General features: G+C 59.4%; 19 protein-coding genes. 14 read left to right on the forward strand and 5 right to left on the reverse strand.

All coding sequences use genetic code 11. The features are described from left to right. Window positions 1-72: 72 nt before the first annotated feature. From hpf to lptC, 5 genes are all read right to left on the reverse strand, one after another. Window positions 73-645, reverse strand: a complete 573-nt coding sequence (hpf, locus tag ATU_RS01590) for a ribosome hibernation-promoting factor, HPF/YfiA family (protein ID WP_010970823.1) — start codon at window positions 643-645, stop codon at window positions 73-75. Window positions 646-878: 233 nt separating this feature from the next. Next, a complete protein-coding gene (gene rpoN, locus ATU_RS01595; protein ID WP_010970824.1) occupies window positions 879-2,423 on the reverse strand; it encodes an RNA polymerase factor sigma-54 in 1,545 nt (514 codons plus the stop codon). Between the two features lie 152 nt (window positions 2,424-2,575). After that, entirely contained in the window at window positions 2,576-3,385 is an 810-nt protein-coding gene (gene lptB, locus ATU_RS01600) for an LPS export ABC transporter ATP-binding protein (RefSeq protein ID WP_006310180.1), read from the reverse strand. Between the two features lie 9 nt (window positions 3,386-3,394). Further along, on the reverse strand, window positions 3,395-3,958 hold the full coding sequence (locus ATU_RS01605) for an LptA/OstA family protein (protein WP_010970825.1): 564 nt from the start codon (window positions 3,956-3,958) through the stop codon (window positions 3,395-3,397). Between the two features lie 13 nt (window positions 3,959-3,971). Beyond that, window positions 3,972-4,637 (reverse strand): LPS export ABC transporter periplasmic protein LptC, encoded by a 666-nt coding sequence (gene lptC, locus ATU_RS01610; RefSeq protein ID WP_006310182.1) that lies wholly within the window; start codon window positions 4,635-4,637, stop codon window positions 3,972-3,974. Window positions 4,638-4,870: 233 nt separating this feature from the next. Here lptC and sppA point away from each other — a divergent pair, with 233 nt between their 5' ends. The 14 genes from sppA to ATU_RS01680 all read left to right on the forward strand — a co-directional run bounded on the left by sppA (window position 4,871) and on the right by ATU_RS01680 (window position 21,947). Next, window positions 4,871-5,824, forward strand: coding sequence for a signal peptide peptidase SppA (gene sppA / locus ATU_RS01615; RefSeq protein WP_010970827.1), 954 nt, complete (start codon window positions 4,871-4,873; stop codon window positions 5,822-5,824). 2 nt (window positions 5,825-5,826) lie between these two features. Continuing rightward, window positions 5,827-6,153 carry an integration host factor subunit beta gene (locus ATU_RS01620; RefSeq protein WP_219256707.1) on the forward strand — a complete coding sequence of 109 codons (327 nt, stop codon included), beginning with the start codon at window positions 5,827-5,829 and terminating at the stop codon, window positions 6,151-6,153. A gap of 66 nt (window positions 6,154-6,219) precedes the next feature. Further along, the gene (locus ATU_RS01625; RefSeq protein ID WP_006310184.1) at window positions 6,220-6,561 is read left to right on the forward strand and encodes a LapA family protein; all 342 of its coding nucleotides are present in this window, start codon (window positions 6,220-6,222) and stop codon (window positions 6,559-6,561) included. Window positions 6,562-6,654: 93 nt separating this feature from the next. Further along, the gene (locus ATU_RS01630) at window positions 6,655-7,788 is read left to right on the forward strand and encodes a class I SAM-dependent methyltransferase (protein WP_035256137.1); all 1,134 of its coding nucleotides are present in this window, start codon (window positions 6,655-6,657) and stop codon (window positions 7,786-7,788) included. Continuing rightward, window positions 7,785-8,645 carry a TrmH family RNA methyltransferase gene (locus tag ATU_RS01635; protein WP_010970830.1) on the forward strand — a complete coding sequence of 287 codons (861 nt, stop codon included), beginning with the start codon at window positions 7,785-7,787 and terminating at the stop codon, window positions 8,643-8,645. Before ATU_RS01630 ends, ATU_RS01635 begins: the two co-directional genes overlap by 4 nt. Next, entirely contained in the window at window positions 8,645-9,133 is a 489-nt protein-coding gene (gene lspA, locus ATU_RS01640) for a signal peptidase II (RefSeq protein WP_010970831.1), read from the forward strand. Before ATU_RS01635 ends, lspA begins: the two co-directional genes overlap by 1 nt. Before the next feature lie 55 nt (window positions 9,134-9,188). Then, the gene (locus ATU_RS01645) at window positions 9,189-11,429 is read left to right on the forward strand and encodes a hybrid sensor histidine kinase/response regulator (RefSeq protein WP_010970832.1); all 2,241 of its coding nucleotides are present in this window, start codon (window positions 9,189-9,191) and stop codon (window positions 11,427-11,429) included. Window positions 11,430-11,523: 94 nt separating this feature from the next. Continuing rightward, window positions 11,524-12,405 carry a l-ornithine N(alpha)-acyltransferase gene (gene olsB / locus ATU_RS01650; RefSeq protein ID WP_006310189.1) on the forward strand — a complete coding sequence of 294 codons (882 nt, stop codon included), beginning with the start codon at window positions 11,524-11,526 and terminating at the stop codon, window positions 12,403-12,405. A 190-nt stretch (window positions 12,406-12,595) separates the two neighbouring features. After that, a complete protein-coding gene (gene mutS, locus ATU_RS01655; RefSeq protein WP_010970833.1) occupies window positions 12,596-15,247 on the forward strand; it encodes a DNA mismatch repair protein MutS in 2,652 nt (883 codons plus the stop codon). A gap of 96 nt (window positions 15,248-15,343) precedes the next feature. Next, window positions 15,344-18,172 carry a [protein-PII] uridylyltransferase gene (locus ATU_RS01660; protein ID WP_010970834.1) on the forward strand — a complete coding sequence of 943 codons (2,829 nt, stop codon included), beginning with the start codon at window positions 15,344-15,346 and terminating at the stop codon, window positions 18,170-18,172. Window positions 18,173-18,179: 7 nt separating this feature from the next. Further along, entirely contained in the window at window positions 18,180-19,769 is a 1,590-nt protein-coding gene (gene murJ / locus ATU_RS01665; RefSeq protein WP_006310192.1) for a murein biosynthesis integral membrane protein MurJ, read from the forward strand. After that, window positions 19,769-20,173 carry a VOC family protein gene (locus ATU_RS01670; RefSeq protein WP_010970835.1) on the forward strand — a complete coding sequence of 135 codons (405 nt, stop codon included), beginning with the start codon at window positions 19,769-19,771 and terminating at the stop codon, window positions 20,171-20,173. The genes murJ and ATU_RS01670 overlap by 1 nt, the downstream gene beginning before the upstream one ends. Before the next feature lie 103 nt (window positions 20,174-20,276). Next, a complete protein-coding gene (trpS, locus tag ATU_RS01675; protein WP_010970836.1) occupies window positions 20,277-21,341 on the forward strand; it encodes a tryptophan--tRNA ligase in 1,065 nt (354 codons plus the stop codon). A 114-nt stretch (window positions 21,342-21,455) separates the two neighbouring features. Further along, the gene (locus ATU_RS01680; RefSeq protein ID WP_006310195.1) at window positions 21,456-21,947 is read left to right on the forward strand and encodes a universal stress protein; all 492 of its coding nucleotides are present in this window, start codon (window positions 21,456-21,458) and stop codon (window positions 21,945-21,947) included.

The raw sequence follows: 21,947 nt of genomic DNA on the forward strand, positions 1-21,947 counted from the left end.
CTTCATGCCATCGAGACGATGCAGGAGGCAGATGCGCCTTGGCGCTCTGCCTCCCACGTCTTGTCAGACTGTTCAGCTCTTGATCGTTTCCGCGTCGATCCAGCCAATATTGCCGTCATGACGTCGGTAAACGATGTTGAGATATTCCTTGCCCGGGCTGCGGAACAGCAGAACCGGCTCGTCGGTCATGTCGAGCGCCATCACGGCGCTGGCGACTGACATTGTCTTAATCTGTTTCGAGCTCTCCGCCACAATGGTGGGTGCATAATCCTCGGGGACCTCGTGGTCCTCATCGGGAACAGCATCCATCACCGTATAGGCGATTTCCGGGAGCGCGCCGTTCGAACCACTGTGATGGTCCTTCAGTTTGCGCTTGTAACGACGCAGGCGCTTCTCGATCCGCTCAGCGGCAGCATCGAAGCTGGCTTGCGGATCGTTCGCCTGACCCGCCGCATGCAATACGACGCCGGTATCGAGATGCAGCTTGCAATCGGCCGCAAAACGCGATCCGGACTTCTCCACGGTTACCTGGCCTGAATACCCCCCATCGAAGTATTTGGTAACTGCCAGACCTATATTGTCCTCAATCCGCTGACGGAAAGATTCACCGATCTCCATATGTTTACCAGATACACGCACACTCATGGAAATTTTCCTTTTTGTAGTGATTTGCGAGTACCAGCTTACGTCAAGCCGCGCGCGCATCCAAGCGTTTCGAAGGCCTTAAAAAGCCTTCATTCGAATTTTACGCCCATGGACGGAGGAGATTATTCCGTTACAAATGACCTTGCTGACGTGTGCGGCGGGCTTCTAGCCCCTGCCGTGACAAGAGTCAATGGTGCGGCAAAAAACCGCCGCAAACGTGATCGCCGCGTTGCTCAGAAGGCGGAAAGCTTCGCCATCGCTTTCTTCTCCCGGCGCCTCTGCACGGAGGAGGGAATATTCATCGCCTCGCGATATTTGGCGACGGTGCGGCGTGCGATATCGATGCCGGTCTTTTTCAGATTGTCGACGATATCGTCGTCGGAAAGGACGGCCTCAGCGGCTTCCTGCGCGATCATCGCCTTGATGCGGTGACGTACCGCTTCCGCCGAATGGCTATCACCGCCCTCCACGGCGCTGATCGACACGCTGAAGAAATATTTGAGCTCGAAAAGTCCGCGCGGCGTCAGCATGTATTTCTTCGACGTCACGCGGCTGACGGTGGATTCATGCATCTTGATGGCGTCGGCCACCGTCTTGAGGTTCAGCGGGCGCAGCTGGTCGACGCCGTTGATGAGGAAGGCATCCTGCTGGCGTACGATTTCGCTCGCCACCTTCATGATCGTCCGGGCGCGCTGATCGAGGCTGCGGGTCAGCCAATGGGCTGTCTGCATGCATTCGGACAGGAAATCCTGATCCTCTCCTGCGCGCGCCTTATGTTTTGAAACCTCCGCAAAGTAGCTCTGGTTGATGAGCACACGCGGCAGGGTGTCGGGATTGATCTCCACCAGCCAGCCACCGGTGGAGGAGGGGCGGACGATGATATCAGGAACGATTGTTTCCGAAACCATCGAATCGTAACCCGCGCCGGGGCGCGGATTGAGCGTGCGGATTTCCGCCAGCATGTCGAGAAGGTCTTCTTCATCGACGCCGCAGAGTTTTTTTAAGGAGGCAAAATCGCGTTTCGCCAGAAGCTCGAGATTATCGACAAAAGCTCGCATGGCCGGGTCGAGCCGGTCCTTCTGTGCGAGCTGGGTTGCCAGACATTCGCTCAAGGAACGGGAAAAGATGCCCGGCGGATCAAAACCCTGAAGCGTCTTCAGAACGTACTCGACCGCCGATGGTGTGGCACCAAGCCGTTCTGCAACGTCGTCGACGGCATCCGCGGCGATATAACCGGTCTCATCGAGCTGGCCGATCAGCGCATCGGCGATCATCCTGTCCTCGGCGGCGGAGATGGCGAGCGGCAGTTGCTGATTGAGGTGGTCGCTGAGGCTTTGTCGGGCGGCCACGAAGTCGTCGAGGTCGTAGCTTTCTCCGGACTCCTGCCCGGGCATGGATTTCCATTGGCTTGCGAGTTCGGGCGCATCGGCTTTTCTCGGTTCGCCATCGTCGGGAAAGACGTTTTCGAAGCTCGTGTCCAGCTGCTCGCCAAGATTTGCGGCGCGCTCCCCGTACCAGTCATCGCTGTCGGGCGTCACCCTGACGGCCGCATCCGAAGCTTCAGCGTCGCCGAAATTATCGACGTCGACAGGCGTATCGCTGCCCAAATCGCCATCGTTTGCTGCAATTTCCAGCAATGGATTGCGCTCCACCTCCTGCGCGATAAACTGCGTCAGCTCGAAATGCGTCATCTGAAGCAGCTGGATGGACTGCATCAGTTGCGGTGTCATCACGAGAGACTGGTTTTGACGCAGCAAAAGGCTGGCAGACAATGCCATGGCGGACGCGAAACTCCCCTTACAGCTTCTCCATAGCCACAGTTTTCATAAATTTTGCGGAGGAGACAGAACTTGGCCCAAAAATTGCTTTTTTATCTTGTTTGGTCAAGCGTCAGGGTGGGGCGCGATGAAGAATCTTTCGCGCCCTATCGTTAAAGGCTGAAATTATTGCCGAGATAGAGACGGCGCACGTCCGGATTGTTGACGATGTCGTCAGGACGTCCATGCGTCAGCACTTCGCCGGCATGGATGATATAGGCGCGGTCGATGAGGCCGAGCGTTTCGCGGACATTATGGTCCGTGACGAGAACGCCGATGCCGCGCGCGGTCAGATGCCTGACCAGATTCTGGATGTCGCTGACCGAAATCGGATCGACGCCCGCGAAGGGCTCATCCAGCAGCATGAAAGTCGGGTCGGTCGCGAGAGCGCGCGCAATTTCCAGACGCCGCCGCTCACCGCCCGAAAGCGCCACAGCAGGCGATTTGCGCAGTTGCGCAATATGAAACTCTTCCAGGAGTTCATCGAGCTTGCGATTGCGTTTGGCGGCATCCGGTTCATGCACTTCCAGCACGGCGCGAATGTTTTCCTCGACCGTCAGGCCGCGGAAAATCGACGCTTCCTGCGGCAGATAACCGACACCGAGCCTGGCACGCCTGTACATCGGCATGCCGGTCACATCATTGCCATTGATGGCGATCTTGCCGCTATCGACAGGCACCAGGCCCGTGATCATGTAAAAACAGGTGGTCTTGCCGGCGCCGTTCGGGCCAAGCAGCCCCACGGCCTCTCCACGGCGCACGACCAGTGAAACACCGTTGACGACACGACGGGTATCATAGGTTTTCGTCAGGCCATGTGCGATCAAGGTGCCCTGGTAAGGGGTCTTGTCGGCGGGTGAGGCGGCGTCTGCGGAACGGTTGCGTCCGCCGCCGAGAATTTTTGAGATCGAAGGTATCTTCACGAGGAAAGACTACTGTTTTTTCTGGGATTTCGGATCAAGCATGATCCGAACAGGGCCGCCGCAGCTTTCGAGCTTTGCCTGCCCCGTATTCATCAGAACGGTGAGCTTGCAGCCGGTGAAGACGTTAGTGCCTTCGGACAGGACCACCTGCTTGCCGGTCAGAATGAAGGTCTGCGCCGCCATGTCGAATTCGCCGTGGTCGGCCGTGGCCTTCTGGGTCTCGGAGGTCAGGTAGACATTGTTGTCGACGAAGATCTTCTCGATATTGGCATCGCCACTGGTGAGCGAAGAGCCCTGACCCTTGTAGTTCACCGTCATCTTGCCGGCCTGAAGGGTGGTCGTGCCCTGCACAACCTTTACGTTGCCGGTAAAATAGGCCTTACGCTCCTGGTCGCGAATCTCGAGCTGATCGCTTTCAATGGCGATCGGCTGGTCGCCGGAGAGCTTGACGCCCTGCATGCTGCTGGTCGTGTTCTGGGCGAAAGCCACAGTTGCAAGACAGGAAAAAAAGAGACCTGCGGCTGTAAGGCCTGCGGTTCTGCCAAGGGAAACGGGACGGGAAATTTGCATCATCTGGACCGGGCTCTCACTTGCCTTCATTCTTGATATTGGATGCAGCGATACGTGCGCGTACCTGCCCCGAAAATGTAATTGTCTTGCCATTATCTGCGATGTCAATCGATTGCGCAACAATGGAGCCGTCGTTTGTTTTGATTGAAACCGGCTCTTTGCTGCTCATTTTGCCGGCCTTCAGATCGACATCCGCAGACTGGAACTTCGCTTGTATGCCATTGCTGAGATTGATGTCAAAAGGCGCAGTCATCTTCAGCGTGTTGGTGGAGCGGTCGAAAATGCCTTCCTGGGCGATAACCTGCGCGACGCTGTCATTGACAGGCACGGCGGCCAGCACCTTTTCGAGCGTCATCAGGTTGGGGTTGGCGATGTCCTGCAACGCGCGGTCGGCGTTCATGGAATAATCTATACCCTTTTCGTTGCGGCCCGCGACGGCGGGCTTTTCCATCACGATCTTGCCGTCTTCTATCCGCGCGCTTTCCAGCGAAACCTTTTCGGGCGCCCAGGTGCGGATGACCGAAACGGCGATGAAGGCGAGCGAGATGATGGCCGCGCTGAGCGGCAGAATGATCTTCAGCCGCTTTACACGCGCGGAATGCCGCAGCGCTGTGTCATAGGCGCCGTTCTGGTCATTGGGCAGCGAAAATGCTGGCGCGGGTTCACGGAGTCGTTCGAGCATAGGAGTGGGTCCGAATGCTTCCCCGGCGCCATTCAGGCGCACAATCGAAGCTTGTGTCTCTATCTAAATGTGTTTGGCACGAGTGCTTTGTCCTGCCAATATGGTTTTTGTCTGGAGAGGTGCAAGGGAAATGCGAATTTTATCGTAATTCTGGTTTCTTTATTGTTTCCTTGCGGCTTCGCGTTAGAAGAACCATATGGCCTGAAACGCACGGGCGGACGACAGAGGTTTCTATGGATAATATGGCGATAGCTGATCGCAGGCGGTTGCGCCGCAAGCTGACTTTCTGGCGGGTTGCCGCCGTTCTCCTGCTCGTCGTCGGCGCCTTCGGTCTTTACCGGTTTTTCTGGCAAGGCCCGCAGCAAAGCGCAAAACCCCATATCGCCCGCATCGAGGTTTCCGGCCTGATCACCGACAATACCGAACTTCTCGAGCGGCTCGACAAGATCGCCAAGAGCGATAATGTCAAAGGCCTGATCGTCTCGATTTCCTCACCCGGCGGCACCACCTACGGCGGGGAGCGCATCTTCAAGGTTATTCGAAGCGTCGCGGAAAAGAAGCCGGTTGTCTCGGATGTACGCACGCTCGCCGCTTCCGCAGGTTATATGATCGCATCGGCAGGCGACGTCATCGTTGCCGGCGAAACCTCTATCACCGGCTCGATCGGCGTGATCTTCCAGTACCCCCAGCTTGGCCAGCTGATGGAAAAACTCGGCGTTTCGCTTCAGGAAATCAAGTCGTCACCGATGAAGGCGGAGCCTTCTCCTTTCCACGAAGCGCCGGAAGAGGCAAAGACCATGATCCGCGCCATGGTGATGGACAGCTACGGCTGGTTCGTCGACCTCGTCGCCGATCGCCGCAAATTGCCGCGCGAAGAGGTGTTGAAACTGGCTGATGGATCGATCTTCACTGGTCGGCAGGCGCTTGCCAACAAGCTGGTCGACACGCTCGGCGGCGAAAAGGAAGTTCGCGCCTATTTCGAAACCCGTGGTGTGGCCAAGGATTTGCCGATCGTCGAATGGCGCGCGCCGTCCTCCAATTCGCCTTTTGCGCTTTTCAGTGTTGCGCAAATAGCGAAACTTCTGGGATATGACGATTTAATTCCCTTCGCAGGCCCCAGCCAGCTCGGTGCGGACAAGTTGTTTCTTGACGGTCTTGTTTCCGTTTGGCAGGTTGAGCCGCGTTAAAAATCCAATTCTTTCAGGGGGCAACCGTGATCAAGTCTGAACTGGTGCAGATCGTTGCTGCGCGTAACCCGCACCTTTATCACCGCGACGTGGAAAACATCGTCAATGCGGTGCTGGATGAAATCACCGATGCGCTGGCGGCGGGAAATCGTGTCGAGCTTCGCGGTTTCGGCGCCTTTTCGGTGAAGAACCGTCCGTCCCGTTCGGGCCGGAACCCGCGTACGGGTGAGTCGGTTTTCGTCGAGGAAAAATGGGTGCCTTTCTTCAAGACGGGCAAGGAACTGCGCGAGCGCCTGAACCCGGGTATGGGCGACGAAGAGGACGATTGATCGTTCTTGACGCCTGGCGACTGCAAAGGAGCCGGCGGAACACCCGCAGCGATGGAGTATTGTCGGATGTCGAAAAAAATCATCAACCTCATCATCCTGCTTCCGCTGGCGATCATCCTCGTCATCCTGTGCGTGGCCAATCGTCAGTCCGTGACGCTGGCGCTCAATCCGTTCCGACCGGACGATGGCGTTCTGTCCTTCACCGCGCCGTTTTTCGTTTTTCTGTTTCTGGCGGTCATTTTTGGCGTTCTCATGGGCTCGGCGGCCACATGGTTCGCGCAGGGCAAACATCGCAAACGTGCCCGTATCGAAGCGAAAGAGGCCGTTCGCTGGCACGACGAGGCGAACCGCCAGAAGGCGGCCGCCACCGGGCAGCTGCCGCATGCGGGACAACTCCCGGCAAAGTGATGGTGGCGACAGCCGTTCCGGCTCTAGTCGAGCGGCGCGCGGAATGCTATTTGCTGGCGCAATAAGACGCGGGCAGAAGCGGAAAGATTTCCATTGAAGAAAAAAGACAGCCGGCCGGGCAATCGTGCGCGTGCCGGGAGCGAGAAAAAACAGGTCCATGCCGCAAGGCCGGCGCGCCGCGCGGATGCCGCGCCGAAAAAGCGCGAGCCCGATGCGGTGCGCACCGTGCAGAAAGCCGCGCCGAAGGAAAAAACCGTCGTAGCGGCTGCCGTTGAGCAAGTCCCCGCGCGCGCAATTATGCAGCGCACCGGTGAACTGCCCGCAGAACACGTCCCTGTCATTCTGGAATCGAGCGGCGCGGGTGATTTTCACCTGATCGACAGTGGTAACGGCCTGAAGCTTGAACAATATGGCGATTACCGCGTCGTTCGTCCCGAGGCGCAGGCGCTGTGGCGGCCGTTGGTTCCCGACCGCGTATGGCAGAATGCCGACGCCATTTTTACCGGCGATACGGATGAGGACGGCATGGGCCGCTGGCGTTTTCCGAAGGAAGCGCTTGGCGAAACCTGGCCTCTCTCCCTGCTGGGGGTTGAATTTCTCGGTCGTTTCACGGCGTTCCGGCATGTCGGCGTCTTTCCGGAGCAGATCGTGCATTGGGAATGGCTGAAAAATGCCGTGGAGACTGCCGACCGGCCGCTGAAAGTGCTGAACCTCTTCGGTTACACCGGCGTCGCCTCGCTGGTTGCGGCGGCTGCTGGTGCTGAAGTCACCCATGTCGACGCCTCCAAGAAGGCGATCGGCTGGGCGAAGGAGAACCAGGTGCTCGCCGGGCTGGAACAGGCGCCGATCCGCTGGATTTGTGAAGACGCCATGAAGTTCATCCAGCGGGAAGAACGTCGTGGCAGCACTTACGACATCATTCTCACCGACCCGCCGAAATTCGGCCGCGGCACTCACGGTGAGGTCTGGCAATTGTTCGACCATCTGCCGCTGATGCTTGATATCTGCCGGGAAATCCTGTCGCCCAAGGCGCTCGGTCTGGTGCTGACGGCCTATTCCATCCGGGCCAGCTTCTATTCGATGCATGAGCTGATGCGCGAAACCATGCGCGGTGCCGGCGGTGTTGTCGCATCCGGTGAACTGGTCATTCGCGAGGCGGGGCTTGACGGCAAGACGCCGGGCCGCGTGCTTTCCACATCGCTATTCAGCCGTTGGGAGCCGAAATGACGAAGGACATGCGCGAAAACATCACGCGCCGGGTTGGCCAGGTCAAGGAAGTGACGAGCCTTGCCAATCCCATCATCAAGGACATCAAGGCGCTCACCCAGAAAAAGGGCAGGGAAGAGACCGGCACCTTCATGGCCGAAGGCCTGAAGCTGGTCATCGACGCGCTCGAACTCGGCTGGACGATCAAGACGCTGGTTTACGCCAAGGCCGCCAAGGGTAAGCCGCTGGTGGAGCAGGCGGCGGTCAAGACCGTTGCGTCAGGTGGTCTGGTGCTCGAAGTCAGCGAGAAGGTCATCGCCTCGATCACCCGCCGCGACAATCCGCAGATGGTCGTCGGTATTTTCGAACAGAAATGGAAGCCGCTGAAGGATATCCGCCCTGAAAAGGGCGAGACCTATATCGCGCTCGACCGCGTACGCGATCCCGGCAATCTCGGCACCATCATCCGCACGGCGGATGCGGCCGGTGCCTCGGGCGTCATTCTGGTGGGCGATTGCACCGATCCCTTCTCGCTGGAGACGGTGCGTGCCACCATGGGCTCGGTCTTTGCCACGCCCGTCGCCCGCGCGTCGGTTGAGGAATTCCTCTCCTGGAAAAAATCGGCCCATGTCAGCGTCGTTGCCACACATCTTGCCGGTTCCGTGGATTATCGGAAGATCGACTACGCCGGCAAACCGGTCGTGATTTTGATGGGCAACGAACAGTCTGGCCTGCCGCCGGAACTGGCCGGCAAGGCGGACCAGCTGGCGCGCATTCCCCAGCAGGGCCGCGCCGATAGTCTCAACCTTGCCATCGCAACCGCCGTCATGCTGTTTGAAGCACGGCGACATCTCCTCGAACTGGCACCGGTGACGTAATGGCCAAAGCGGCATTGTTCTCGAAATTCGCACCGGCTTTTACGCTGATCGCCGCCGCACTGGTGCTGGATCAGATCGTCAAGCAGCTGGTCGAGGCCTATCTGCCGCTGCAGGAGATGGTTCCGGTAGCGCCGTTTCTGGCGCTTTATCGCACCTACAATCTCGGTGTCGCCTTTTCGATGCTGGAAGACATGCACGGCTGGTTCATCGTCAGCATGCGCCTCGTCATCGTGGTCTTCGTTCTATGGCTCTGGCGCAAGACGGCGGCCGACCGGACCTTCGCCCATCTCGGTTTTGCCTTCATCATCGCGGGAGCGGCCGGCAATCTTCTCGACCGCTTTTTTTACGGTCACGTCATCGACTATATCCTGTTCCACACGCAGACATGGTCGTTCGCGGTATTCAATCTGGCTGATAGTTTCATAACCATCGGTGCAGCCTGCGTCATTCTCGATGAATTTCTGCATGCCCGGGCGGCCAAAAAGTAAAATTTTAGCGTTTCAGCCAAACATATCAAAACCGCTGCCGTGGTAGCGGTTATGTATGAGCGAACTTGCACGACTTCGGCAAAAAGTTTCAGATGGTCTCGGTCTGGCCACCCCAGCGGCGGATCCTGCCGATAAGACAACGCGCCTTGCGAACGAGGAACATGCCAGCGATGTCAGGGCGGTTGCGCTTTATGTCGCCATTTCGCTATCGGTGGGGGCCTTCGCTGCCGCCCTGATCGCACTTGCGGTGCCCTATGCCGTCACCGTCGTGCTCGCCTGTTTTTTTGGCGCGGTGCTTATGGGTGCCCTGTTTTATGCGCTCTTCGGCAAATCTTTCCCGCTTCCCGGCACGCTGCCCGCAGATTATTCGGATGTCCGGCTGCGGCAAACGCAAAACCGGTCGCTGATTGCCGAAATGCAGGAGTCCATGGGCGATATCGTCGTGATCCGCAACATGAACCGGCGCATCGTCGAGGCGAACCGCGTCTTTCGCGAAATGACCGGCTGCACGTCGCCGGAAGGCTTGAGCTGCGAGGAGATCGGCATTGCTTTCCGCCCGGGTGACAGGGTCCATGCCTATGATGTGGAGATCGCGACTCCGTTCGGTCAGCGCATCTTCTCCTGGCACGATGTGGTAACCCGCGATCTCGCAAGCAGCCGTCTCATGATCAGCAGTATCGCAAGAGACGTGACCGAAGAACGGCTTGCGCTTGCCGAACGGGAAGATGCCCGCCTGCGCGCCGAAAAGGCCGATGCCGAAAAGGCGCGGTTGCTTGCCACGGTCAGCCATGAAATCCGCCTGCCGCTCTCCGGCATGCTCGGCATGAACCACCTTCTGTCGCAGACGAAGCTCAATCAGGAACAGCGTAATTATCTGGATGGCATGAAACAGTCCGGTCAGTCGCTGGTGCAGCTTGTCGAGGATCTCCTGGATTATTCGACCATGGAAGCCGGCCGCTTCAGGCTCAACCCGCGCGCGGAAAACCTGCGGCGGCTGATCGAGAGCATCGTGGAGATGCTTGCCCATCGCGCCCATGAAAAGGGCATCGAAATCGCCTCCTTCGTCACGCCTGACGTGCCCGATTATCTCGATTTTGATCCGGCAAGGCTGCGCCAGGTCCTGTTCAATCTCATCGGCAATGCCGTGAAATTCACGCAGGTGGGCGGGGTCGTTATCCGGGCGCGCATGGTCGACGGCGAATTGCAGATCACCGTCGAAGATACCGGCCCCGGCATGAGTGAGGCGGAGCAGGCGCGTATCTTCGGGGAGTTCGAGCAGGCCGGCCCGCTGTCGCAACGAAGCGCCGGCACGGGGCTGGGACTTGCGATCTCCGCCCGCATCGTGCGGGAATTCGGCGGCAACCTCACGGTTTCGAGCCGCAGGGGTGAGGGCAGCACCTTCAAGCTGGTGTTCCGCCCGGGCAGGGCTCCCGCCGAGATGCCGGATTCCGGCCGGAGCCATTGCCTGCAGCACACCAATGTCCTGCTGATTGCGCCGGAGGGTGTGGCGGCGGCGGTGACGATGGAAGCCATCGAGGCTTTCGGTGGCAAGTGTATTCTCATCCATCAGCCGGAGGATCTGGACAGGCTGAGGAATGAACCTGTCAGCCGGACCGCTGATCTCACCGACATCATCGTCGATCTGCGTATCTCGGCACTATTCAGGGATGCCCTGCGGGATTGGCCGCAGCAGACGATCCGTCGCACGCTGCTCGTCAGTCCCGAAGAGCGGGCTTCGACCACCCATGCGTCCTTCGACGCCTGGCTGATCCGGCCCCTTCGCGAAAAATCCCTGATCGATGTGCTGTGTGGCCGCCTGCGCGGCATAGAGCGGCGCGACGCGATCAACGATAACCACCCGGATGTGGGGTTTTCGTCAAGGGTGGTGGAGAGAGCGAGCGGCGTGGAGATACTCGTGGCCGAAGACGATGCGGTCAATGCGCGCATCATCCGGGCTGTCCTGGAAAAAAGCGGCTATATCGTCCGCGCCGTGGACAATTTTCAGGCCCTCCAGCAATCGGTGGCGTCGGGTGCGTCCCGCCTGCCAAATCTCATCGTCTCCGATCTTAATATGCCGGGCGGTGAGGGCCTCGACGTGTTGCCGGACCTCCTCGGCAAGCTGAAAGATGAAAGAAATATTCCCGTCATCATTCTCAGCGGGGACGCCGGTGCCGGGACCGCCGAGATACTGCTGAAGGCCGGTGCAGGTGCTGTTTTGGCCAAGCCCGCCGACCCGCGCCGGCTGGTTGAGGAAATCCGTCGCCTATTGGAGGCGAAACGCGTGTTGTCATCATAACTTGACAGACTCGCGTTGGCGGCATTTTGTCACTATTCTGTCGCGAATTAGTGATTTATGACAGGAAAACTCTTTGGTGGCGGAGCGATTCCCCATGGTTGCCGAAATCTTCAATCACGACATTTGTGAAAACAATGTTGTCATTAGTCCTCGTTCCGAGACAGCTCAGGACAATGAGGGTCTTTTCGGCCGTATCGGCACGCTGGAAACACGGCTTGCCAGAAATGAACGTGAAATCGATGCCGCGCAATCCGTGCGCTACCGGGTCTTTGTCGAGGAAATGAAGGCGCGCCTTCCTGCCGAAGCGATGCGCCGCAAGCGCGACTTCGACGCCTGGGACAGCGTCTGCGACCACCTTCTTGTGCTCGACAAGTCGATTGAAGGCGATAGCGAGGACCAGATCGTCGGCACCTATCGTCTGCTGCGACAGGAAACGGCGCTTGCCAATAATGGTTTCTATTCTGCCAGCGAGTTCGATATTGCCGGGCTTGTCGCGCGCCATCCGGGCAAGCGCTTCATGGAACTTGGCCGTTCCTGTGTGCTGCCGGAATATCGCACCAAGCGTACCGTCGAGCTTCTGTGGCAGGGCAACTGGGCTTATGCCGTAAAACACCGCATGGACGCCATGATCGGCTGCGCTTCCTTCCCCGGCGTGCAGCCGGAAGCACATGCGCTGGCGCTGTCCTTCCTGCACCATAATTGCCTTGCAAAGGGCGAGTGGGAAGCGGTCGCTTTGCCCGAACTCTATCATGAAATGGACCTCGTGCCGGTCGAGGCGCTCAATACCCGCAAGGCATTGAATGCCATGCCGCCGCTGATCAAGGGTTATATGCGTCTTGGCGCCATGTTCGGCTCCGGCGCGGTCGTTGATCATGCTTTCAACACCACCGACGTCCTGGTGGTTTTGCCGGTATCGTCCATCGCCGGCCGCTATATCAGCTATTATGGCGGCGAGGCCGAACGCATCAACGGCTGACCGGGTTTTGATCGAGGCCATCAGGATGTTCCTGTGGGCAGCGGTGCCGCGTGTGTTGTGTTGGGGCGGGCAATGCCGCTAGTGTCGGCGCTCCTTTTCCGCAACGCGATATGACATCGGCAGGCCATTGACGGACGTTCTGACAACCGCTTCCCTGATCTCGGAAGAGAGCCGCGCGACGGCCACTCCGATGATGGAGCAATATATCGAGATCAAGGCGAACAATCCCGGTTCGCTGCTGTTTTACCGCATGGGCGATTTTTACGAATTGTTCTTTGACGATGCGGTCGAAGCCTCCCGCGCGCTCGGTATCACGCTGACGAAACGCGGCCAGCATATGGGGCACGATATTCCCATGTGCGGCGTTCCCGTTCACGCTGCCGATGACTATCTCCAGAAGCTCATCCTGCGCGGCTACCGTGTCGCCGTCTGCGAACAGATTGAAGACCCGGCTGAAGCGAAGAAGCGCGGATCGAAATCCGTGGTCAAGCGTGATGTGGTGCGGCTCGTCACGCCCGGAACGCTCACTGAAGAAAAGCTGCTGTCGCCGACGGAATCCAACTATCTGATGGCGCTTGCCCGTATTCGCGGCAGTGCGGAGGCGCAGTTCGCGCTGGCCTGGATCGATATTTCCACCGGCGTCTTCCGTCTGGCGGAAACCACGCTGACGCGGCTTCTCGCCGATATCTGGCGTATCGATCCGCGTGAGCTGATCGTTGCCGACAGCCTGTTCCACGACGAGGAACTACGGCCGGTTTTCGATGTGCTGGGCCGTGTCGCGGTGCCGCAGCCGGCCATCCTCTTCGACAGTGCGGTGGCAGAAGGCCGTATTGCGCGTTATTTCAACGTCTCGACGCTGGATGGTTTCGGAACGTTTTCACGGGTGGAAATGGCAGCCGCAGCAGCAGCCGTGGCCTATGTCGAAAAGACCCAGATTGCCGAGCGTCCGCCGCTCGGCGCGCCGGAACGCGAAAGTGCGGCATCGACGCTCTTCATTGATCCCGCCACCCGCGCCAATCTGGAACTGGTGAAAACACTATCCGGCGACCGGGATGGATCGCTCCTGCACGCGCTTAACCGCACTGTCACTGGCGGCGGTGCGCGACTTCTGGCCGAACGACTGATGTCGCCATTGACCGATCCGGAAAGGATCAATGCCCGTCTTGATGCCGTGGCCTATCTCATCGATGACGTCTCCCTGTGCGATGGTCTGCGTGACGCGCTGAAACATGTCGCGGATATGCCTCGTGCGCTTTCCCGCCTTGCGCTGGAACGTGGCGGCCCGCGCGATCTTGGCGCCATCCGGCAGGGTCTGGTTTCGGCCGAAAAAATTGCGGTCATTCTCGACGGTGGGCTGCTGCCGGATGAGCTGGCGAAAGCTCTCAGGGATTTGAAAGCCCTGCCCGGCGCTCTTGAAGCCATGCTCGGCTCGATGCTGGCCGACGATCTGCCGCTTCTGAAACGCGATGGTGGTTTCCTGCGTGAGGGCGCCAATCCCGAACTCGACGAAGTTCGCGCACTGCGCGACCAGTCACGCCGGGTGATCGCCGGGTTGCAGCTGCAATATGCCGATGAGACCGGCATCAAGTCGCTCAAGATCAAGCATAACAACGTGCTGGGTTATTTTATCGAGGTGACGGCGGGCAATGCCGATGTGATGATGGCAACGGATGAGGCCAAAGCGCGCTTTATCCATCGGCAGACCATGGCGGGCGCCATGCGCTTCACAACCACGGAGCTTGCCGATCTCGAAAGCCGCATCGCCAATGCCGCGGCCGAGGCTCTGACCATGGAGCTGGAAGCCTTCGAGCGCATGGTCGAGGCCGTGGTGCAGCAGGCGGAGGCGATCAAGGCCGGGGCTCTGGCGCTTGCGGTGATCGATGTCGCCTCAAGCCTCGCCTATCTTGCGACCGAACAGGCCTATTGCCGTCCGATCGTCGATGCCTCCATGACCTTTTCAATCAAGGGCGGCCGGCACCCGGTTGTTGAGCAAGCGCTGCGGCGGCAGTCTGCCGGGCCGTTCATTGCGAATAATTGCGATCTCTCCGCCGTCAATGGTGGCAAGAACGGTGCAATCTGGCTGCTCACCGGCCCGAACATGGGCGGTAAATCGACCTTCCTGCGCCAGAATGCGCTGATCGCCATCCTCGCGCAGATCGGTTCCTTCGTTCCGGCGGAGGCTGCCCATATCGGCGTCGTAGACCGGCTGTTTTCGCGCGTCGGCGCCTCCGACGATCTGGCCCGTGGACGCTCGACCTTCATGGTGGAGATGGTCGAAACCGCCGCCATTCTCAATCAGGCGACGGATCGCTCGCTGGTGATCCTCGACGAGATCGGCCGTGGCACCGCAACTTTTGACGGGCTTTCGATCGCCTGGGCGGCCGTCGAGCATCTGCATGAGGTCAATCGTTGTCGCGGCCTCTTCGCCACGCACTTCCACGAACTGACGGTACTGTCGGAAAAACTCGGCCGCCTTTCCAATGCCACGATGCGGGTGAAGGAGTGGGAAGGTGATGTCATCTTCCTGCATGAGGTCGGGCCGGGCGCTGCGGATCGTTCCTATGGTATTCAGGTCGCGCGACTTGCGGGCCTGCCTGCCTCAGTGGTGGAGCGTGCCCGTGAGGTGCTGACGAAGCTCGAGGATGCCGACCGCAAGAACCCGGCCAGCCAGCTGATCGACGATCTGCCGCTGTTCCAGATTGCCGTCCGCCGCGAGGAAACCCGCAAGGCGGGGCCATCGAAAGTGGAGGAGGCCCTGAAGAGCTTCAACCCGGACGAAATGACGCCGCGTGAGGCATTGGACGCGCTCTATGCGTTGAAGAAAGAACTTGGCAAGGCTTGAAGAGATACAGTGCCTGTCCATCGCCTTTAAAATTCTTTATAGGACAGTCCCATCGCAGCGGTGGGGTTATCCCACAGGACATGGATACCGGCATAGATGGCCATCAAGGACCTGGATTTTTCCGACATTCTCGATGTATCGGCGCTGAAGCGCGATTGCGACGTTATCTTCAAGGAAGACAGCAAACGCATCGCCGATATCAAGTCGGATCTGCTGCCGATCTTCCGCAGGGCCAGCACGGAAGGGCGGGAAAAGGCGAGAGAGCTGCTGAAAGCCGATGGCAGCGGCATTGATTGCGCCCGGCGCATCTCCTGGCTTCAGGACCGGCTGATCGAAACGCTCTATGATCTCGCCTGCCAACATGTCTATCCCAAGGATGCGCCGCAGATCGCGGTCGCGGCGGTCGGCGGTTATGGCCGCGGCACGCTGGCGCCGGGGTCGGATATCGATCTCCTGTTCCTGCTGCCGGCCAAGAATACGCCTGATATGCACAAGGCCGTGGAGTTCGTGCTTTATCTGCTATGGGATCTCGGCTTCAAGGTTGGGCACGCCACCCGCACGGTGGATGAGTGCATTCGCCTCTCCAAATCCGATATGACCATCCGAACCGCGATTCTGGAAGTGCGGGCGATCTGCGGCAGAAAATCCCTGACCGACGACCTCGAAAAACGCTTCGAGTCGGAAGTCGTCACCGGAACCGGCCCGGAATTCATCGCCGCCAAGCTCGCCGAGCGTGACCAGCGCCACCGCAAGGCGGGCGACACGCGTTATCTGGTGGAACCGAACGTCAAGGAAGGCAAGGGCGGTCTGCGTGACCTGCACACGCTGTTCTGGATCGCCAAATATTATTACCACGTCCGCGATACGGCCGATCTGGTGAAACTCGGTGTTTTGTCGAGGTCCGAACTGAAGCTTTTCGAAAAGGCCGATGATTTTCTCTGGGCCGTCCGCTGCCAGATGCATTTCATCACCGGCAAGGCGGAAGAGCGTCTTTCCTTCGATATTCAGCGCGAAATCGCCGATGCGCTGAATTATCAGCCGCGCCCGGGCCTCTCCGCCGTCGAGCGCTTCATGAAGCATTATTTTCTCGTGGCTAAGGACGTGGGCGATCTGACCCGCATCGTCTGCGCCGCGCTGGAAGACCGGCAGGCGAAGGATGTGCCGGGTCTGTCAGGCGTTCTCAGCCGTTTTGCCCACCGCGTTCGCAAGATTCCGGGCTCGGTGGAGTTCGTGGAAGACCGGGGCCGCATCGCGCTGGCAAGACCGGATGTTTTCAAGAACGACCCGGTCAATCTGATCCGGCTCTTCCACATCGCCGATATCAACAATCTCGAACTGCATCCGGATGCGCTGCGTGTCGTCACCCGCTCTCTCTCGCTCATCAATGACGAGCTTCGCGAAAACGAGGAAGCGAACCGGCTTTTCCTGTCGATCCTCACCTCCCGTCGCGACCCGGCCCTGACGCTGCGCCGTATGAACGAGGCAGGCGTACTCGGCAAGTTCATTCCCGAATTCGGCAAGATTGTCGCGATGATGCAGTTCAATATGTATCATCATTATACCGTGGATGAGCACCTGATCCGCTCGGTCGGCGTTCTGTCGGAAGTGGACAAGGGAACCGCCGTGGATGCCCATCCGCTCGCCAATCAATTGATGCCGGGCGTCGAGGAGCGTGAGGCGCTTTATGTCGCCGTGCTGCTGCACGATGTGGCAAAGGGCCGGCAGGAGGATCATTCCATTGCCGGCGCACGCGTCGCCCGCAAGCTCTGCCAGCGTTTCCGCCTCACCGGCAAGCAGACCGAGACCGTCGTCTGGCTGATCGAACAGCATCTTCTGATGTCGATGGTCGCCCAGACGCGCGACCTGCACGATCGCAAGACCATCACCGATTTCGCCGACAAGGTGCAGTCCATGGAGCGGCTGAAGATGCTGCTGATCCTGACGGTGTGCGATATCCGCGCCGTTGGTCCGGGCGTGTGGAACGGCTGGAAGGGGCAGTTGCTGCGTTCGCTGTATTACGAGACTGAACTGCTTCTGTCAGGCGGCTTCTCGGAAGTCTCGCGCAAGGAGCGTGCGCAGATTGCCCGCCAGGCGCTCTACGATGCTCTCGAAGACTGGGGTCAGAAGGCGCGGCGCAAATATACCAAGCTGCATTACGAGCCCTATCTGCTGACGGTGGCGCTGGAAGACCAGGTGCGCCACACCCGCTTCATGCGCGAGGCGGACAAGCAGGAAAAGGCGCTGTCAACAATGGTGCGCACCCATTCCTTCCACGCCATCACGGAAATCACCGTGCTGGCGCCGGACCATCCGCGCCTGTTGTCGATCATCACCGGTGCCTGTGCAGCTGCCGGCGCAAACATTGCGGATGCGCAGATCTTCACCACCTCTGACGGGCGGGCGCTGGATACGATCCTCATCAACCGCGAATTCCCGATCGACGAAGATGAGACGCGGCGCGGTGCCAATGTCGGCAAGCTCATCGAGGAAGTCCTCTCCGGTAAGCAGCGCCTGCCGGAAATGATCGCCACGCGTACGAAGAGCCGCAGGAAAAAAAGCGCCTTCACCATTCCGCCTTCCGTCACCATCTCGAATGGTCTGTCGAACAAGTTCACCGTCATCGAAGTCGAATGCCTCGACCGGCCGGGGCTTCTGGCCGATATGACGGCTGTCATCGCCGACCTGTCACTTGATATTCACTCCGCCCGCATCACCACCTTCGGCGAGAAGGTCATCGACACCTTCTACGTGACGGATCTGTTCGGCCAGAAGGTGACGAATGACAACCGGCAGGCCAGCATTGCGCAGCGCCTGAAGGCCGTGATGAGCGAGCAGGAAGACGAATTGCGTGACCGCATGCCGAACGGCATCATCGCCCATCCAGACGTGGCGGCGCTGCCGGCCGCGCGCACGGCAAAGGCTTGATATCCCCATGAGTCTGATCGGCAAGTTCGCCACCGTTGGCACCGCCACGCTCGGCAGCCGCATTTTTGGCTTTCTGCGCGAAACGCTGATGGCCGCTGCCGTCGGTACTGGTCCGGTGGCTGACGCCTTCAATGCCGCGTTCCGATTTCCCAACACCTTCCGGCGGCTTTTTGCCGAAGGCGCCTTTAACTCGGCTTTCGTGCCGCTTTTCGCCAAGGAAATCGAGGCGAACGGCATGGAGGGTGCAAGGCGCTTTTCCGAAGAGGTTTTCGGCGTTCTCTTCACCGTGCTTCTGGCCCTGACAATTTTGATGGAATTGTCGATGCCGTTCATCGTGCGCACGGTAATCGCGCCGGGCTTTCTGGAAGACCCGGTGAAGTTCGACAACACCGTCCGCCTCGCCACCATCATGTTCCCTTATCTCGCCTGCATGTCGCTCGCGGCGATGATGGGCGGCATGCTGAATTCGCTGCACCGTTATTTTGCGGCGGCAATCGCACCTGTCTTCCTCAATATCATCCTCATCGGCGTGCTCGCCTTGGCATGGTGGAAGAATTACGATCCCCTGCAGGTGGGTTATGCGCTCTCGTGGGGGGTGATGGCAGCGGGTCTGGTGCAACTCGCCATCGTCTGGATCGCCGTGCGCAACGCCGGCATGCGGATCGGTCTCCGTAGGCCGCGGCTAACGAAAAATGTGCAGCGGCTGCTGGTTCTTGCCCTGCCGGCGGCAATCACCGGCGGCATCACCCAGATCAACCTTCTGATCAACACCAATATTGCGTCAGCCGGCGAGGGCGTGATCTCCTCGCTTGCTTATGCCGACCGGATTTACCAGCTGCCGCTGGGCGTTGTCGGCATTGCCGTGGCCACCGTGCTTTTGCCGGAACTTGCACGCGCTTTGCGCGGCGGGCACATGGTGGAGGCGGGAAGTCTGCAGAACCGCTCGGTCGAATTCGTATTATTCCTGACCTTGCCTGCGGCGGCGGCTCTTCTTGTCATGGCCGAGCCCATCGTTCGTTTTCTTTATGAACGCGGCAACTTCTCACCTTCGGCTACCATCACCGTCGCGCAGATCCTCGGTATCTATGGTCTGGGTTTGCCGGCTTTCGTGCTGATCAAGGCCTTCATTCCGGGCTTTTTCGCCCGCGAGGACACGCGCACGCCGATGATCTTCGCGGCGGTTTCCGTGGTTGTGAATGTCTCCCTGGCACTGACGCTGTTTCCGCGTCTCGGCGGCCCAGGCATTGCGATTGCCGAGATCACTGCCGGCTGGGTCAATGCCGCCTTGCTGTTCGGCATGCTTTTGTGGCGCGGTCACTGGCATGTGGATATTCCGCTGCTGACCCGCATTCCGCGTCTGCTTCTGGCCGCGGCTCTGATGGCCGGTTTTGTGCATTATGCGCTGACCTGGCTGAGTTTCGAGCTGTCGTCGGCCTCGTCCATCTTCGTCCGGGCAGGAACCATCATGGGCCTCGTCTTTACGGCCATGCTGGTCTATTTCGTGCTGGCTTTCGTTTCTGGCGGTGCCGATATCGGCATGGTCAAGAGAGCCGTGCGCAAGCGCGGTAAAAAGACCGCCGAGACGGAGGTGGGCTGATGTCCTTTTCTGAAAACCGCCGCATCGCGCTGGTCACGCTTGTCGTGGATAACTATGATCGGGCAAAGGCGTTTTACTGCGATGTTCTCGGCTTCGAGTGCCTCTCCGATAAGCCGCTTGACGACGGCAAAAGGTGGGTTGTGGTCAAGCCGCAAGGCGCCGAGGGTGGTGCCCTGCTGCTCGCCGAGGCGGATGGCGAACAGCAACGGCTTGCCATCGGCAACCAGACCGGCGGCCGTGTCGGATTTTTCCTGCATACCGACGATTTTGCTCGCGACTATGAAACCATGATTGCCCGCGGCGTGCACTTTCTGGAAGAGCCGCGCCATGAGGTTTATGGTTCGGTCGCGGTCTTTGCCGACCCTTACGGAAATCGCTGGGACCTTCTTCAGCCGCGCGGTTGACGGCCCTTGAAACCGCTTGATTGCGAGGGGCTGTGGGTGCATAAGCGCGCGTGCAATTGCAAACACGGGGCGGGGCCCTCCACAAGCCTTTTCGAGGACGACAATGAACGCATTCAAGCCGCTGGTTTTCTCGGGCGTCCAGCCGACCGGCAATCTGCATCTCGGCAATTATCTCGGCGCGATCCGCAAATTCGTGGCGCTGCAGGAAGATAACGACTGCATCTATTGCGTCGTCGACATGCACGCCATCACCGCCCAGCTCGTTCACTCGGACCTGAAGGCGCAGACCCGCTCGATTGCGGCCGCCTTCATCGCAGCCGGCATCGATCCCGTGAAGCATATCGTCTTCAACCAGTCCGCGGTGCCGCAGCATGCGGAACTGGCATGGGTCTTCAACTGTGTGGCGCGCATCGGCTGGATGGAGCGCATGACCCAGTTCAAGGACAAGTCCGGCAAGAATGCCGAACAGGTCTCGCTCGGCCTGCTCGCCTATCCGAGCCTGATGGCTGCCGACATTCTCGTCTATCGCGCCACGCATGTTCCCGTCGGCGATGACCAGAAACAGCACCTCGAACTCGCCCGCGATATCGCCCAGAAATTCAACATCGATTTCGGCGGCCATATTCGCAACGCCGGTCTGGGCGTTAATATCACGGTTGGCGATGAGCCGGTGCACGCTTATTTCCCGATGGTGGAGCCGCTGATCGGTGGCCCGGCGCCGCGCGTCATGTCGCTGAAGGACGGCACCAAGAAGATGTCGAAGTCCGACCCTTCCGATCTGTCGCGCATCAATCTGATGGACGATGTCGACGCGATCTCTAAGAAGATCAAGAAGGCGAAGACCGATCCGGACGCGCTGCCGAGCGAAGTGGAAGGCCTGAAGGGCCGCCCCGAGGCCGAAAACCTCGTCGGTATCTATGCTGCGCTCTCCGACAAGACCAAGGCGGATGTTCTTGCCGAATTCGGCGGTCAGCAGTTCTCCACCTTCAAGCCGGCCCTCGTGGAGCTTGCCGTCAATGTGCTGGCGCCGGTAAACAACGAGATGCGCCGTCTTCTCGATGATCCGACCCATATTGACGCCATCCTCAGCCAGGGCGGCGAGCGGGCACGGACTATCGCTGAAAAGACGATGAACGAGGTGCGCGATATCATCGGTTTCTTGCGCTGACAGGCCGTTGCCACGCGAATGCGGCGGGCGGTTTGCGCCTGCCGTGATTTGATATAATCTCCGCCCGAACCGTCGGGCGGTTTTTCGGATCACGGCGGATTTTGGGAGTGCAGAATGGTTTCAACACGGCTGTCGCGTCTGGAAGGGCATCGCCGCAAGTTTCTCGCTGTAATCGATGACACACCGGAATGCGAAAGGGCCGTGCATTATGCCGGTCGTCGCGCCAAGAACTCCAATGGCGGACTGGTGCTGCTCTACATGATCCCGGAAGGCGATTTCCAGCAATGGCTGGGTGTCGAGCAGATCATGCGGGCCGAGGCGCGTGAGGAAGCGGAAGCGACGCTCGCCAAGGTCGCCCAGAAGGTGCGCGAAACAATCGGCATTGAGCCGGAATCCGTCATTCGAGAAGGCAGCGCCACCGAGCAGATACACGGGTTGATCGAGGAAGACCGCGATATCGCCATTCTCGTGCTGGCTGCCGGATCGACGAAAGAAGGGCCGGGACCGCTGGTCTCCTCCATCGCCGGACGCGGCGCGGCCTTCCCGATCCCGGTCACCGTCTTGCCGGATACACTGACGGATGAGGAAATCGACGCGCTCTGCTGA

Origin of the sequence: Agrobacterium fabrum str. C58, from assembly GCF_000092025.1 — a bacterium.
Taxonomy (GTDB): domain Bacteria; phylum Pseudomonadota; class Alphaproteobacteria; order Rhizobiales; family Rhizobiaceae; genus Agrobacterium; species Agrobacterium fabrum.